Annotated in this window: 12 protein-coding genes; all 12 read right to left on the bottom strand. The window is 66.7% G+C overall.

From position 1 onward, the window contains the following. Nucleotides 1-19 precede the first annotated feature (19 nt). A complete protein-coding gene (locus LXN01_RS03720) occupies nt 20-2,332 on the bottom strand; it encodes a RelA/SpoT family protein (RefSeq protein WP_236863230.1) in 2,313 nt (770 codons plus the stop codon). 48 nt (nt 2,333-2,380) lie between these two features. After that, entirely contained in the window at nt 2,381-3,412 is a 1,032-nt protein-coding gene (gene secF, locus LXN01_RS03715) for a protein translocase subunit SecF (protein ID WP_236863229.1), read from the bottom strand. Next, on the bottom strand, nt 3,409-5,664 hold the full coding sequence (gene secD, locus LXN01_RS03710) for a protein translocase subunit SecD (protein WP_236863228.1): 2,256 nt from the start codon (nt 5,662-5,664) through the stop codon (nt 3,409-3,411). Before secD ends, secF begins: the two co-directional genes overlap by 4 nt. Nucleotides 5,665-5,716: 52 nt before the next feature. Continuing rightward, complete coding sequence (yajC, locus tag LXN01_RS03705) at nt 5,717-6,268, bottom strand: preprotein translocase subunit YajC (protein WP_236863227.1); 552 nt, start codon at nt 6,266-6,268, stop codon at nt 5,717-5,719. Between the two features lie 132 nt (nt 6,269-6,400). Next, entirely contained in the window at nt 6,401-7,471 is a 1,071-nt protein-coding gene (ruvB, locus tag LXN01_RS03700) for a Holliday junction branch migration DNA helicase RuvB (protein ID WP_236863226.1), read from the bottom strand. Next, nucleotides 7,468-8,070, bottom strand: coding sequence for a Holliday junction branch migration protein RuvA (gene ruvA / locus LXN01_RS03695; protein WP_236863225.1), 603 nt, complete (start codon nt 8,068-8,070; stop codon nt 7,468-7,470). The genes ruvB and ruvA overlap by 4 nt, the downstream gene beginning before the upstream one ends. 251 nt (nt 8,071-8,321) lie before the next feature. Next, complete coding sequence (ruvC, locus tag LXN01_RS03690; protein ID WP_236863224.1) at nt 8,322-8,921, bottom strand: crossover junction endodeoxyribonuclease RuvC; 600 nt, start codon at nt 8,919-8,921, stop codon at nt 8,322-8,324. Beyond that, entirely contained in the window at nt 8,921-9,676 is a 756-nt protein-coding gene (locus LXN01_RS03685) for a YebC/PmpR family DNA-binding transcriptional regulator (RefSeq protein WP_236863223.1), read from the bottom strand. Before LXN01_RS03685 ends, ruvC begins: the two co-directional genes overlap by 1 nt. Before the next feature lie 51 nt (nt 9,677-9,727). Then, entirely contained in the window at nt 9,728-10,207 is a 480-nt protein-coding gene (locus LXN01_RS03680; protein WP_236863222.1) for an NUDIX hydrolase, read from the bottom strand. Beyond that, nucleotides 10,204-10,821 carry a phosphatidylinositol phosphate synthase gene (gene pgsA, locus LXN01_RS03675; RefSeq protein WP_236863221.1) on the bottom strand — a complete coding sequence of 206 codons (618 nt, stop codon included), beginning with the start codon at nt 10,819-10,821 and terminating at the stop codon, nt 10,204-10,206. Before pgsA ends, LXN01_RS03680 begins: the two co-directional genes overlap by 4 nt. A 101-nt stretch (nt 10,822-10,922) precedes the next feature. Then, a complete protein-coding gene (locus tag LXN01_RS03670) occupies nt 10,923-11,477 on the bottom strand; it encodes an HIT family protein (RefSeq protein ID WP_236863220.1) in 555 nt (184 codons plus the stop codon). A gap of 2 nt (nt 11,478-11,479) precedes the next feature. Then, the gene (gene thrS / locus LXN01_RS03665; RefSeq protein ID WP_272902191.1) at nt 11,480-13,426 is read right to left on the bottom strand and encodes a threonine--tRNA ligase; all 1,947 of its coding nucleotides are present in this window, start codon (nt 13,424-13,426) and stop codon (nt 11,480-11,482) included. Nucleotides 13,427-13,590 lie beyond the last annotated feature (164 nt).

Below are 13,590 nucleotides of genomic sequence, written 5' to 3'. Positions count from 1 at the left end.
CCACCACCGGATGGGCCGGTCAGCCGCCGGTGATCCGGTAAGCGTCGAACACGCCTTCGACTTTGCGCGCCGCAGACAGCACGGTGTCAAGGTGGCTGGCGTCGCCCATCTCGAACACGAAGCGCGACTGTGCAACCCGCGCTTTGGAGGTCGCAACGGATGCCGAGAGGATGTTGACGTGATTCTCCGACAGCACCCGCGTCAGGTCGGAGAGCAGGCCGGAACGGTCCAGTGCCTCGACTTGGATCTGGACGAGGTACACCCCGGAGGTGTTGGCCGCCCATTCGACATCGACCATGCGGTCCGGCTCTCGGCGTAGGTTCTCCACGTTCGCGCAGTCCGAGCGGTGAACCGAGACGCCCGTCCCACGAGTCACGAACCCGACGATCTCATCACCGGGGACAGGCGTGCAACATCGAGCGAGCTTGACGAGGATGTCGTCCGCGCCCTTGACACGGACCCCGTCCGTCGAGGAATGGTGCCCGCGCGATGAGCCGCGGCGATTGGTCGGGGTGAGGACCTCCTCGACCTCGTCGTCGCGGCCCACCTCCTTGGCCAGCAGGTCCACGACATGCGCCGCGGAGATGTTGCCGTTGCCGATCGCCGCATAGAGCGCGGACACGTCCGGCAGCTGCTGCTCGTTGGCGACGACCACGAGCGCATGCTGACTCATGAGCTTCTCTGCCGGCAGCTGGTGCCTGCGCATCGCTCGAGCCAGCTGGTCCCGGCCGCTCTCGATCGCCTCCTCCCGGCGCTCCTTCGAGAACCACTGGCGGATCTTGTTCCGCGCCCGTGGGCTGGTGACGAACGCCAGCCAATCACGACTCGGACCGGCGTTCTCGTCCTTGGAGGTGAAGATCTCCACGACGTCGCCGTTCTCCAGCTTCGAGTCCAGGGCGAGGAGCCGGCCGTTGACGCGGGCGCCCATCGTCTTGTGCCCGACTTCCGTGTGGACCGCATAGGCGAAGTCGACGGGCGTGGATCCGGCCGGAAGCGAGATGATGTCGCCCTTCGGCGTGAAGACGTAGACCTCTTTCGAGTTGACCTCGAACCTCAGATTGTCGAGGAACTCGTCCGGATCGGCGGTCTCGCGCTGCCAGTCGAGCAGCTGCCGCAGCCATGCCACCTGGTCGACCGCACCGGAGTCGGCGACCTTGGCCATCCTGCCTCCGGCGGCGTTGATGGCGGCCGGGTCGACCTTCCGCTGGTCCTTGTACTTCCAGTGCGCGGCGACGCCGAACTCCGCCCGCCGATGCATCTCGTGGGTGCGGATCTGGATCTCCACGGGCTTGCCGTACGGCCCGATCACAGTGGTGTGCAGGCTCTGGTACATGTTGAACTTCGGCATTGCGATGTAATCCTTGAACCGGCCCGGGACCGGCGACCACCGCGCGTGCACGAGCCCGAGCACGGCATAGCATTCCCGGACCGTCTCCACGAGCACCCGGACGCCGACCAGGTCGTAGATCTCGGCGAAGTCATGGCCGCGCACGACCATCTTCTGGTAGATCGAGTAGTAGTGCTTCGGCCGTCCGGAGATCGTGTAGTCGATCTTCGATTCCTTGAGACCTTCGGCGAGCTCCTTCGAAACGATCGCGAGATACTTCTCCCGCTCGGGCGCCCGCTCAGCGACCAGCCGGACGATCTCGGAGTACACCTTGGGATAGAGCACCTGGAAGGACAGATCCTCCAGCTCCCACTTGATGGTGTTCATGCCGAGGCGGTGAGCCAGCGGCGCGAAGATCTCCAGCGTCTCGGTCGCCTTCTTGCGGCTCGAGGCGGGAGGAACGTACTTCCATGTCCGCGCATTGTGGAGCCGATCGGCGAGTTTGATGACGAGCACCCGGATGTCGCGCGACATCGCCACGATCATCTTGCGCACGGTCTCCGACTGGGCGGCGGCTCCGTATTCGATCTTGTCGAGCTTGGTGACCCCATCGACCATCTGGGCGATCTCGTCGCCGAACTCGGAGCGGAGCTGTTCCAGCCCGTATTCGGTGTCCTCGACGGTGTCGTGAAGCAGCGCTGCGGCCAGCGTGGTCGGCGTCATGCCGATCTCGGCGAGGATCGTCGCCACGGCGACGGGATGCGTGATGTACGGGTCGCCGCTCTTGCGCATCTGCCCCTGATGCGCCTTCTCCGCCACGCGGTACGCGCGGAGGATGACGTCGACGTCCGCCTTCGGGTGATTGTGCTCGACGGCCTGCAGCAGGGGTGCGAGCGTCTTCGGATACTGCGGTGTCTGCTGACTCCGCGCGGTCCACCAGGCCAGGCGAGAGAAACCGCGGGACTTCTTCGCCGGTCCGGCGGTGTCATCGACCGATTGCGCCATGGCGGATCTCCTTCCCCCTCTGCTCGGTCAGACCATCGTACTCGCCGGTCAGACCTTCCCGGGCTCGAACTCTTCGAACAGCACCGGGGCGCGATCGGGCAGCCCGTGGCTGGAGCGATACTCCTCGACGGCGGCCTCCTGCTCCTGCACGTCGGGCTCGCGGCCGCGCAGCAGCGCGTACATGGGTGAAGCGACGAACAGCGTCGAAACCGCGGCGACGATCGTGCCGACGAAGAGTGCCAGCGAGATGTCCAGCAGCGTGCCCGCTCCGAGCAGGAAGACGGCGATGAAGAGGATCGCGGCGATCGGAAGCACCGAGATGATCGAGGTGTTGATCGATCGCACCACCGTCTGGTTGATGCCGAGGTTGACGAGTTCGGAGAACTTCATGCGCCGATTCTCCTGGAAGTTCTCCGTGTTCTCCCGAATCTTGTCGAAGACCACCACCGTGTCGTAGAGCGAGAAGCTCAACACTGTGAGGAATCCGATGATCGCCTCCGGCGTCACCTCGAAGCCCGTCGCCGCGTAGATGCCCATCGTCACGATCATCACGACGAACAGCCCGACGATGGCGGCCAGCGACATCTTCCAGGTTCTGAAGTAGAGCGCCATCACGACCATGGCGATCGCCACGAAGATCACCAGCGCGCGCAGCATCTTCTCCGTGACGTCCTGGCCCCAGGTCGGCCCGATGAACGTCGACGTCACGTCCTCGTTCGACACTCCGTAGGCACCGATGAGCGCCTCGCGGACCAGCTGCATCTGCTCATCCGTGAGCTGGGCTGTGGAGACCCGCACCGAGGTGTCCGATGTCGGCACCACCGACGGCTCCGCTGTCGGGACGACTTCTGTGACTGCCTCGACACCGGTGCTCTTGCTGACGTCCTCGGTGTTCGTGACCTGGAACTCCGACCCGCCGGTGAATGCGATTCCGAGGTTGAAGCCGTTGAACACAGGAATCAGCAGGGAGACGATGACGAAACCACCGGCGATGAGCAGCCACAGCTTGGCCCTGCCGACGAACGGGATCGATGTCTTCCCGCTGTGCAGGTCATTTCCCCAGGAAAAGAACCTCTTCACGACTCGTCCACTCCCCCGGTCTCCGTCTGCTGCTGCCCTCTCCTGCGGCGGGCCTTGCGCTCCGCAAGCGACAGCTCCCGCTCCTCATGGTCCCCGGACGAGCGAACCCCGCCGTGCTCGGCTCCCGCGACGTCCGATGATGGACCGTCGGTCGCCGCTGCGCTGTTACCGGATTCGCTGTTCCCGGGGACGCTCTCCGAGTCGAGAGCATCGTCGACTTCGAGCACCGCCGTGGAGGTGCTTCCCGCTGCGGTTCGCGCAGCCTTGCGCTCGGCGATCGAAGTGCCCGACTGGGCCGCCGATCTGCGCTCCGCGACCGCCTGCCGCTTCTTCGCCTCCTTGAAGGATCCGCGCTTGGCCGACTTCTCCTTGGCCTTCTCCAGATCGAGCCCGAGAGCTCCCCGGTATGCCTCGGGTTTGACTCCGAGCTGCCTCGGGTCCATCCCCGACATCGGGTGCCCGTGGCCGAAGAACCGGGTGCGGGCGAGAACCTGGAGCATGGGATGCACGAACAGCACGATCATCAGGAGGTCGACGATCACCGTCAGGCCGAGCGTGAACGCGAATCCGCGAACGCTGCCGACGGCAAGGACGTAAAGGATGACAGCGGCGAGCATATTCACTGCCTTCGAGGCGAAGATCGTGCGCCGAGCTCGCTGCCAGCCGATCTCCACCGCGGATACCAGCTTCCGTCCGGAGCGCAGCTCGTCGCGCACGCGCTCGAAGTACACGATGTTGGAGTCCGCGGCCATTCCGATGCCGATGATGATGCCGGCGACGCCGGCCAGGGACAGCCGGTAGCCGTAGCGCCACGACACCAGCAGCAGCAGCAGATACGTCAGCACCCCGACGACGAGGAGACCGGAGACGGTGACCAGGCCCAGCGCCCGGTACTGGATCAGCGAGTAGACCACCACCAGGAGCAGACCGATGCCGCCCGCGAGAAGGCCCATCGCGAGGTAGTCGGAGCCGAGGGTCGGCGAGATCTGCTGCTCGCTCTGCACCTGGAAGCTGATCGGAAGTGCGCCGTTCTTGAGCTGGTTGGCCAGCGTCTCGGCCTCTTCCTGCGTGAAATCACCGGTGATCTGCGCCTTGCCGTCGGTCACCGGTGTCTGCGACTGCGGAGCCGAGAGCACCAGACCGTCGAGCACGATCGCGAACTGGTTGTACGGAGGCTGCTGACCGGTGATCGCACCGGTGATCTGGCCGAACACGTCTGCGCCGTAGTCGTCGAACTCCAGTGTGACTGCCATGTTGTTGGTCTGCGTGCCCGTCGAGGACATCTCGTAGCCGAAGCTGGCGTCCGTGACGTGCGAGCCGTCGAGCTCGACCGGTCCGAGCACGAACTTCGCCGAACCGTCCTGGGCACAGGCCACGATCGGCTCGTCGTCGGGACCGGAATCGCCACCGGTCCGGTTCTCCGGATCCGTGCAGTCGAGCTCGGCGAATGCGGTGATGAGCTCTTCGGTCATCCAGGACATGTCGGTCATCGGATCGAAGCGCGGGAAGGTCTCCGTCTCCGACGCGTCTTCGGCGGGCGCCTCGCCGTCCTCAGCCGGCGCCTCGCCGTCCTCAGCCGGCGCCTCGGCGTCCTCCTGCTGCTGCTCGCCGTTCTGACCGGCCGGGCCCGGAACCGTCGGACCTGCAACAGCGCCGCCCGCGTTCGCGGCGTCCTCTCCCCCTTGGGCAGGGTCATCGCCTGCAGGGGCCTGACCCGCCGGCGGCGCCTCGCCGTCCGCGGGAGGCTGTTCCGCCGGCGGCGCTTCGTCGCCGCCGCCCAGCAGCTCATCGAGCCGTTGCTGGTCCTCTTCCGACAGCTCCGGGCCGGCGGGAGTCTCCTCCTGCGTGGGCTCCTGCTCCGACTGCGGTTCAGGACCCGACACGGCTGCCACACGCCGGAAGGTCAGCTGCGCCGAGGAGCGCACCAGATCGCGGGTCTCCTCGTCGGGGTTGCCGGGCAGGTTCACCACGATGTTGCGGTTGCCCTGCGTGGTGATCTCCGCTTCGGAGACACCGGTGGCATCCACGCGCTGGCGGATGATCGCAACCGCCTGCTGCAGCTGCTCCTGGGTGATCGCGGCGTCCTCGACCTGAGGTTCGAGGATGATCGAGGTGCCCCCCTCGAGATCGAGGGCGAGCTTGGGCGCCCACGTCGCGGAGGACCAGATCGTCCCGCCGGCGATCAGCGCCACCAGAAAGGCCGTGAGGATCCCCAGCCAGGTGAAGCGCAGTCCCGGGCGTGGTTTGTTCACGGGTGCTGACACAGATTGACTTCCAGTTCGAATCAGAAGATGAAGGGCCTACTCAGCGCTTGTCATCCCGGGTTGACGGGTCCTCGGAGTCAGCCGGCCCCTCGGCCGACGCCGCCTCAGCTCCGCCGCCGTCGGCATCCTGCGCGCGTCTGGCCTCGTTGATCGCGTCCAGCTCCGCGTCGGTGATCCGGCCCTCGTCGCTCTCGTCAACCAGCGGCTCACTGCGATCTGCCTCCGGCACAGCGCCGTCGTCGACCGGATCAGCGCGATCCACGACCGGTTCGGTGCCGGTGATCGGGTCGACGCCGGTGCCCAGGGCGGGATCGGTGAGCTCCGCCGCCGATTCGACCGCTGGTGTCTGGATCTGTCCGATCGCCTGCCGGTGCACTCGCAGCACAGTGCCGGGTCCGCTCTCCAGGGTGACCTCAAGGTTCTCCTGGTCGACCGCGAGCACGGTGCCGTACACACCGAAGCTGGTCATGACCTTGGCACCGGGCACGAGGTTGTCCGAGATCTCCTGCATCCGGGCCTTCTGCTTCTTCCGCGAATTGAACATGAAGAAGATCAGGAGCGCACCGAGTGCGACGAGAAGAATGATGTCCACTGAGAGAGCCAGCCTTTCGCGCTGCGAGCGTGTACGGGGCCCACCGATGAGGGGACCGCTAGCCCAGTGTAGTCGCGATTCCTGATCATCCCAATCGCACCCATCCGACTCCGGGCGGGAGGGCGGTCGCAGTCAGAACAGGCCGCGGTCCTCGTCGACCGGCGTCAGTCCGAGGTGCAGCCATGCGTCCCGGGTGGCGATGCGCCCGCGCGGTGTGCGCGACATCAGGCCCTCGCGGACGAGGAACGGTTCGGCGACCTCCTCGACGGTCTCGGGCTCCTCCGCGACAGAGACGGCCAGGGTGTTGAGACCGACCGGGCCGCCGTTGAAACGGCGGCACAGCATCTCGAGCACGGAGCGGTCGAGGCGGTCGAGCCCCTTCTCGTCGACTTCGTACACTTCCAGCGCCGCCCGTGCCGCGGTCAGGTCGACGATCCCGCTGCCGCGGACCTGTGCCCAGTCCCTGACCCGGCGCAGCAGTCGGTTCGCGATGCGGGGTGTGCCGCGCGAACGTCCGGCGATCTCTCGGAGGCCCGTTTCGGTGGCCTCCATGCCGAGCATCCTGACGGACCGGCGGAGCACGATCTGCAGATCCTCGATCGAATAGAAGTCGAGGTGGCCCGTGAAGCCGAAGCGATCGCGCAGGGGCGCCGGCAGCAGTCCGGATCGCGTGGTCGCCCCGACCAGGGTGAAGGGCGGCAGCTCGAGCGGAATCGCGGTCGCGCCGGGGCCCTTCCCGACGATGACGTCCACGCGGTAGTCCTCCATCGCCAGATAGAGCATCTCCTCCGCAGCCCGAGCCATCCGATGGATCTCGTCGATGAAGAGAACCTCACCGTCCTCCAGTGAAGACAGGATCGCAGCCAGATCCCCGGCGTGCTGGACGGCCGGACCGGAAGTGACGCGGATCTGGCTGTTCATCTCATGGGCGATGATCATCGCCAGCGTCGTCTTCCCGAGTCCCGGTGGTCCGGACAGCAGCACGTGGTCCGGCGCGCGGTTGCGTGCCGCGGCTGCGTCGAGCACCAGTGAGAGCTGCTCCCGGACCTGCGGCTGGCCGACGAAATCCGCCAGGCCCTTGGGACGCAGCGCGGCTTCGGCCGCACGCTCGACGTCGTCGGCGGTCGAGCGGGTGAGCCGCTCCAGCTCTGCACCGGTGGGCTCGTCCGACCCGAACTCGACCTCGAAGCTGCGCTCTGTCATGTGCGGGCCCCCAGACCGCGCAGCGTGGCCTTGAGGAGTTCGGGCACACTCGGGTCCTCCAGCTGCTCCAACGTGTCCTCGACTGCGCGTTCGGCCTGGGCCTCACGCCAGCCCAGACCGGTGAGCGCCTCGACGACCTGAACTGTCGCGGCGGACCGCTGCGCCGGCGCGGCCGAGGTGCTGTCGGCAGGAGCGGGAATGCTGTCGAGCTTGCCGGCGAGTTCGAGCATCAGGCGGGCGGCAACCTTCTTGCCCACTCCCGGCACCCGGGTCAGCACGGCCTGGTCATTGCCGGCGACTGCACTGCGCAGCTCACCAGGAGTGAGGACGCTGAGCACGGCGAGCGCCAGCCGCGGACCGATTCCCGAGATCGTCTGAAGAGTCTCGAACAGATCCCGCTCGTCCTCGGAGGCGAAGCCGTAGAGCGTGAGCGAATCCTCCCGGACCACGAGCACGGTGTGGAGCTCGACGTCCTGTCCCGACCGCGCTTCGGCCGCAGCGGCAGGGGTGACGAAGACCTTGCGGCCGATCCCGCCGGTGATGACGACAAGGCTGTCCGCGCGCGCACTGTGCACGCGGCCGGAGAGAAGGGTGATCACACGAACTCCTGTGGGAACTGCTCCTGTGGGAACGAATGTACTAATAGCATCCTAGCCGGACCCGCAGACACTCATCCGTGTCCGCATCCGGTTCGGCGAGTCCCGCCGTCGCTGCCGACCCGCTCGCCCCCTCGGTCCCGACTTCCGCGCGCTTGCGGCCGCGCACTCACGGCGGTGTCGGCGCGACTGCGGCCGCGCCCTCACGGCCGCGTCGCCCACGACTGCGACTGCACGCTCGGCCGCTGGGTTCGTCACTTCCGAGCGCCGCGCAGGGCCGCCGCCCATTGCTGCTGGGCCCGGGTGAGCCCCGACCCCTGGCGGGTCGTCGCCTGCCTCGCCAGCAGGTCCTTGCTCGGACCCGGGGTGGAAGTGGCCGCTCCGGCACCGCGCCACAGGTGGCAGATGGCCAGGGCCAGCGCGTCGGCGGCGTCAGCCGGCTTCGGCGGGGACTGGAGGCGGAGGATGCGGGTGACCATGTGGGTCATCTGCTTCTTGTCGGCGCGTCCGCTGCCGGTGACCGCTGCCTTGACCTCCGATGGGGTGTGCATCGCCACGGGCAGCCCCCGCCGCGCGGCCAGTCCCATCGTCAGGCCCGAGACCTGCGCGGTGCCCATGATGGTCGAGACATCGTTGCGGGCGAAGACCCGCTCGATGCTGACGACATCGGGGCGATAGGTGTCGAGCCACTGGTCGAACGCCTCGGCGAGCGCCCCGAGGCGGACGTCGACGGAGTCGGCAGAGGGCGTGCGGAGCACATCCACCGCGACCAGCGAGGCGGTCCGTGCCGGACCGGAATCGATGACTCCGAGACCGCACCTCGTGAGACCGGGGTCGACGCCGAGGATGCGCATCAGCCCTCGTCGAGCTGTGCGAGCACCTCGTCGGTGACGTCGGCATTCGAGTACACGTTCTGCACGTCGTCAAGGTCTTCGAGGGCGTCGATGAGGGAGAAGACCTTGCGCGCGGTATCAGCATCGAGAGGAACCTCGAGATTGGGCACGTAGGACGTTTCGGCGCTGTCGTAGTCGATGCCGGCCTCCTGCAGGGCAGTCCGCACCTCGACCAGGTCGGTGGGCTCGGAGATCACTTCGAGGGATGGGCCGTTGTCCTTGACCTCCTCGGCACCGGCGTCGAGAGTGGCTTCCAGAACCGCGTCCTCATCGGTCCCCTCCGCGGGCACTTCGACGACGCCCTTCATGCCGAAGTTGTACATCACCGAGCCGGGATCGGCCATCGAGCCGCCATTGCGGGTGACGGCGACACGCACCTCGGAGGCAGCGCGGTTCCTGTTGTCGGTGAGGCATTCGATCAGCAGGGCGACACCGCCCGGGCCGTAGCCCTCGTACATGATCGTCTGATAGTCCACTCCCCCGCCGTCGAGTCCGGCGCCGCGCTTGACGGCGCGATCGATGTTGTCGTTGGGCACCGAGGACTTCTTGGCCTTCTGGATCGCGTCGTACAGCGTGGGGTTGCCGTCGACATCGGCGCCGCCGTTGCGCGCGGCGACCTCGATGTTCTTGACGAGCTTGGCGAACAGCTTGCCCCGCTTGGCGTCGATGGCCGCCTTCTTGTGCTTGGTTGTGGCCCATTTGGAGTGGCCTGCCACGTCACGCTCCTGTCGAATCGGTTCCGAGTACAGAGGACCAGTCTAGCGATATCAGTCGAGCTCGAGCGGAGTCTCCGGCACTCGTCCGGACCAGACGATGTCCATCAGCAGCGGCAGACTCCGGGGATAGACGGTGGCATCGGTCGCGAGGATGTCGTCCTTCGACCACCACCGGCCTTCGACGATCGAGCGCTTCTCGACCTCGGTCCAGACGGCGTCGGCCAGGTCGAACTCGTCCTCCGACACCAGTCCGAAGTACACCTCGTCCTGGTGCAGGGTCTTCTCCGTGAATTCCATGACCGCGCGCCTGGTCGCAAGCGGGCCGAGCAGCTCGTCCGGCTCGCACACCAGGCCGGTCTCCTCTGCGAGTTCGCGGGCTGCCGTCTGCTGCGGGGTCTCTCCCAGCTCGGCTCCCCCGCCGCAGGTCAGCCACCAATGCCGGGATTCGTCGTGCAGGTCCCGGGCATGCAGCAGGAACACCTCGCCCGAGCCGTTCAGCAGGACGACCCGCGCCGCTGTTCTGACCTTCACAGTTCCTCCTGCGCTCTGAGCTGGCGATAGACGGCGACGACGCGCTGGGCGATCGTGACACAGCATGCCACCACCAGCGCGGCCAGCGCTATCGTGAGGGCGATGTCGGGGACTCCGAGTCCGACCAGGCCCGTGACGACCAAGGTCACGAGCAGGCGATCGGCACGCTCGGCGATGCCCCCCTCCGCGTGGACCCCGAGTCCTTCGGCCCGGGCGCGGACATAGGACACGATCGATCCTGTGACCAGGCAGCCGAGCGCCAGCAGGGCGGTGAGGGGATCATCGGCGCCCAGGAAGTACCAGAGGGCCAGGCCGACGAACACCGCCGAATCGGCGACTCGGTCGAGAGTCGAGTCGAGGAATGCTCCCCAGGTCGACTTCCGCCCGATCAGGCGGGCCATGATCCCGTCGAGCATGTCGCCGAACACGAAGAAGGTGATGACGACGGTTCCCCAGAACAGGTGACCGAGCGGATAGCCGATCAGTGCGCCGGCACACACTCCCAGCGTGCCGATGACGGTGACGGCATCAGGGGTCAGGCCGAGGCGCAGCAGAAATCTGCCCAGCGGCGTGAACAGGCGGGTGAATGCAACCCGGGCGATGCTGTTGAGCATGACTCAGCGCCGCCCCCGGCCGCGCTCGAAAGCAGCGTCAGGGGCGGAAGGGACAGCCATCTCAGCGAGGACCTCTGAGGCCCTGCGGCGTTCCGCGTGCCTCATTCGGTCTTCCAGGCCTCGGAGTAGAGCTCCTGAATCTGCCCGTGGACCTGTGGCAGCGCCTTCGTGCGGGCGATGATCGGCAGGAAGTTGGCGTCTCCGCTCCAGCGGGGCACGACGTGCTGGTGCAGGTGGGCGGCGATGCCGGCGCCTGCGACAGCGCCCTGGTTCATGCCGATGTTGAAGCCGTCGGCGTTCGAGACTGCCCGCACGACGCGCATCGCCTGCTTGGTGAACGCGGACAGCTCCGACACCTCCTCCAGAGTCAGGTCGGTGAAGTCGGCGACGTGCCGATAGGGGCAGATCAGCAGGTGGCCCGGGTTGTAGGGGTAGAGGTTGAGAACGGCGTAGACCTTCTCGCCGCGCGCGACGATGAGGCCCTCCTCATCCGTCTTCTGGGGAGCGGCGCAGAACGGGCACTCGGCCGCGGAGGCGTCCTTCGGCCTGTCCTCTCCCCCGATGTAGACCATCCGGTGCGGAGTCCACAGCCGCTGCAGGCCGTCCGGCTCGCCCGGAAAACCGGCAGCGGACTCCGGCTCGGGGATCTCGTGCACGCTCACACCTGAGCCTTCGCCGCAATCGCCTCGGTGATCTTGGAGATCGCCTCGGCGATCGGCACTCCGTTCTCCTGCCGTCCGTCACGGTAGCGGAAGGACACCGCGCCGGCGTCCTGATCCTCCCCGCCGGCGATCAGGATGAAGGGCACCTTCTGCTTGGTGGCGGTGCGGATCTTCTTCGGCATCCGCTCATCGGAGTCGTCGATCTCGACCCGGACTCCGGCGGTGCGCAGCTGATCGGCGATCTCCCGGAGATAGGGCACGAAGGGCTCCGCGACGGGCACTCCCACCACCTGGACCGGTGCAAGCCACACCGGGAATGCACCCGCGTAGTGCTCCACGAGCACACCCATGAAGCGTTCGATGGAGCCGAACTTGGCGGAGTGGATCATCACCGGCTGCTTCCGAGAGCCGTCGGCGGCCTGGTACTCGAGCCCGAACCTCTCCGGCTGGTTGAAGTCGTACTGGATCGTCGACATCTGCCAGGTCCGGCCGATCGCGTCCCGGGCCTGCACGGAGACCTTGGGCCCGTAGTAGGCGGCGCCGCCCGGATCGGGGACGAGCTCGAGCCCGGTCTCGGCGCACACCTCGGCGAGCACGGCGGTGGCCTTCTCCCACTGCTCTTCGGAGCCGATGAACTTGTCGCTGTCATCACGCGTCGACAGCTCGAGGTAGAAGTCGTCGAGACCGAAGTCGCGCAGCAGATCGAGGATGAAGTTGAGCAGGTGCCGGATCTCGGCCGGCGCCTGCTCCTCGGTGACGTAGGAGTGGGAGTCATCCTGCGCGAACCCGCGAACCCGGGTCAGCCCGTGGATGACACCCGACTTCTCGTACCGGTAGACATGTCCGAACTCGAACAGGCGCATCGGCAGCTCTCGGTACGAACGCCCCCGCGAGCGGTAGATGAGGTTGTGCATCGGGCAGTTCATCGCCTTGAGGTAGTACGGCATGCCCTGCTTGACGACCTCGCCGTCGGCGTCGACGACCTCATCGACATTCATCGGCGGGAACATCGTGTCGGCGTAGTAGGGAAGGTGGCCCGAGGTGTGGAAGAGGCCCTCCTTCGAGATGTGGGGAGTCCCGACGTACTCGAAGCCCTCCTCCACATGCCGCTGCCGGACGTAGTCCTCCATCTCCCGCTTGACGATCCCGCCCTTGGGATGGAACACCGGCAGGCCTGAGCCGATCTCGTCCGGGAAGGAGAAGAGATCCAGTTCGATGCCGAGCTTGCGGTGGTCGCGCTTCTCCGCCTCGGCCAGGCGGTGCTGGTAGGCCTTGAGATCGTCCTTGGTCGCCCACGCGGTGCCGTACACCCGCTGCAGGGTGTCCCGCGCCTGGTCGCCGCGCCAGTACGCGGCTGAAGACTTGGTCACGGCGAAGCCGTTGCCGATCAGCTTGGTGCTCGGCAGATGGGGGCCCCGGCACAGGTCCTGCCAGACAACGTCGCCCTTGCGATTGCGGTTCTCGTAGACAGTGAGCTCACCGGCCCCGACCTCGACGGAGGCCTCGGCGTCATCACCGGCGCTGCCCTTGTCTGAGATGAGCTCGAGTTTGAAGGGCTCAGCTCCCATGCGCTCCCGGGCCTCGTCATCGGAGACCACTACCCGGTGGAAAGTCTGCCCCTCCTTGACGATCCGCTGGGCCTTCTTCTCGATGGCCTTGAGGTCGTCCGGGGTGAACGGCTCCGCCACCTTGAAGTCGAAGTAGAAGCCGTCGGTGATGTAGGGCCCGATCCCGAGCTTGGTGCCCGGGAACAGCTCCTGCACGGCCTGCGCGACGACGTGGCCGGTCGAGTGGCGCAGGATGTCGAGCCCCGCCTGGTCCTGCAGCGTGATCGCCGACACGGCATCGCCGGCCGCCAGCTGCCGATCGAGGTCCGCCGGCTCTCCGTTGAGCTCGATGGCGATCACTTCAGGCCGGTCAGCGAAGACGTCAGCGCCGGTCATCCCCTCCTCGAACGGGTGATCGGCTCCGTCGAGATGAATGGTGTCCGACACTGCTGTGCTCCTTGGTGTGGCTCGGTGGTGAGGGGTGACGTGCGTTCGTCAGTCTATATCCTCATGAGTTCTTCGAATTGCGAAAGGGTCGTCCGGTCCCTGCGGACCGGACG

This window comes from Brevibacterium daeguense (genome assembly GCF_021729135.1).
Lineage (GTDB): Bacteria > Actinomycetota > Actinomycetes > Actinomycetales > Brevibacteriaceae > Brevibacterium > Brevibacterium daeguense.
This window is presented reverse-complemented; position numbering and strand designations above follow the sequence as displayed.

Coding starts and splice junctions, on each gene's coding strand:
- LXN01_RS03720 (WP_236863230.1), bottom strand. CDS start 2,332: ATGGCGCAATCGGTCGATGACACCGCCGGACCGGCGAAGAAGTCCCGC.
- ruvB (WP_236863226.1), bottom strand. CDS start 7,471: ATGACAGAGCGCAGCTTCGAGGTCGAGTTCGGGTCGGACGAGCCCACC.
- ruvC (WP_236863224.1), bottom strand. CDS start 8,921: ATGCGCATCCTCGGCGTCGACCCCGGTCTCACGAGGTGCGGTCTCGGA.
- pgsA (WP_236863221.1), bottom strand. CDS start 10,821: ATGCTCAACAGCATCGCCCGGGTTGCATTCACCCGCCTGTTCACGCCG.
- thrS (WP_272902191.1), bottom strand. CDS start 13,426: ATGACCGGCGCTGACGTCTTCGCTGACCGGCCTGAAGTGATCGCCATC.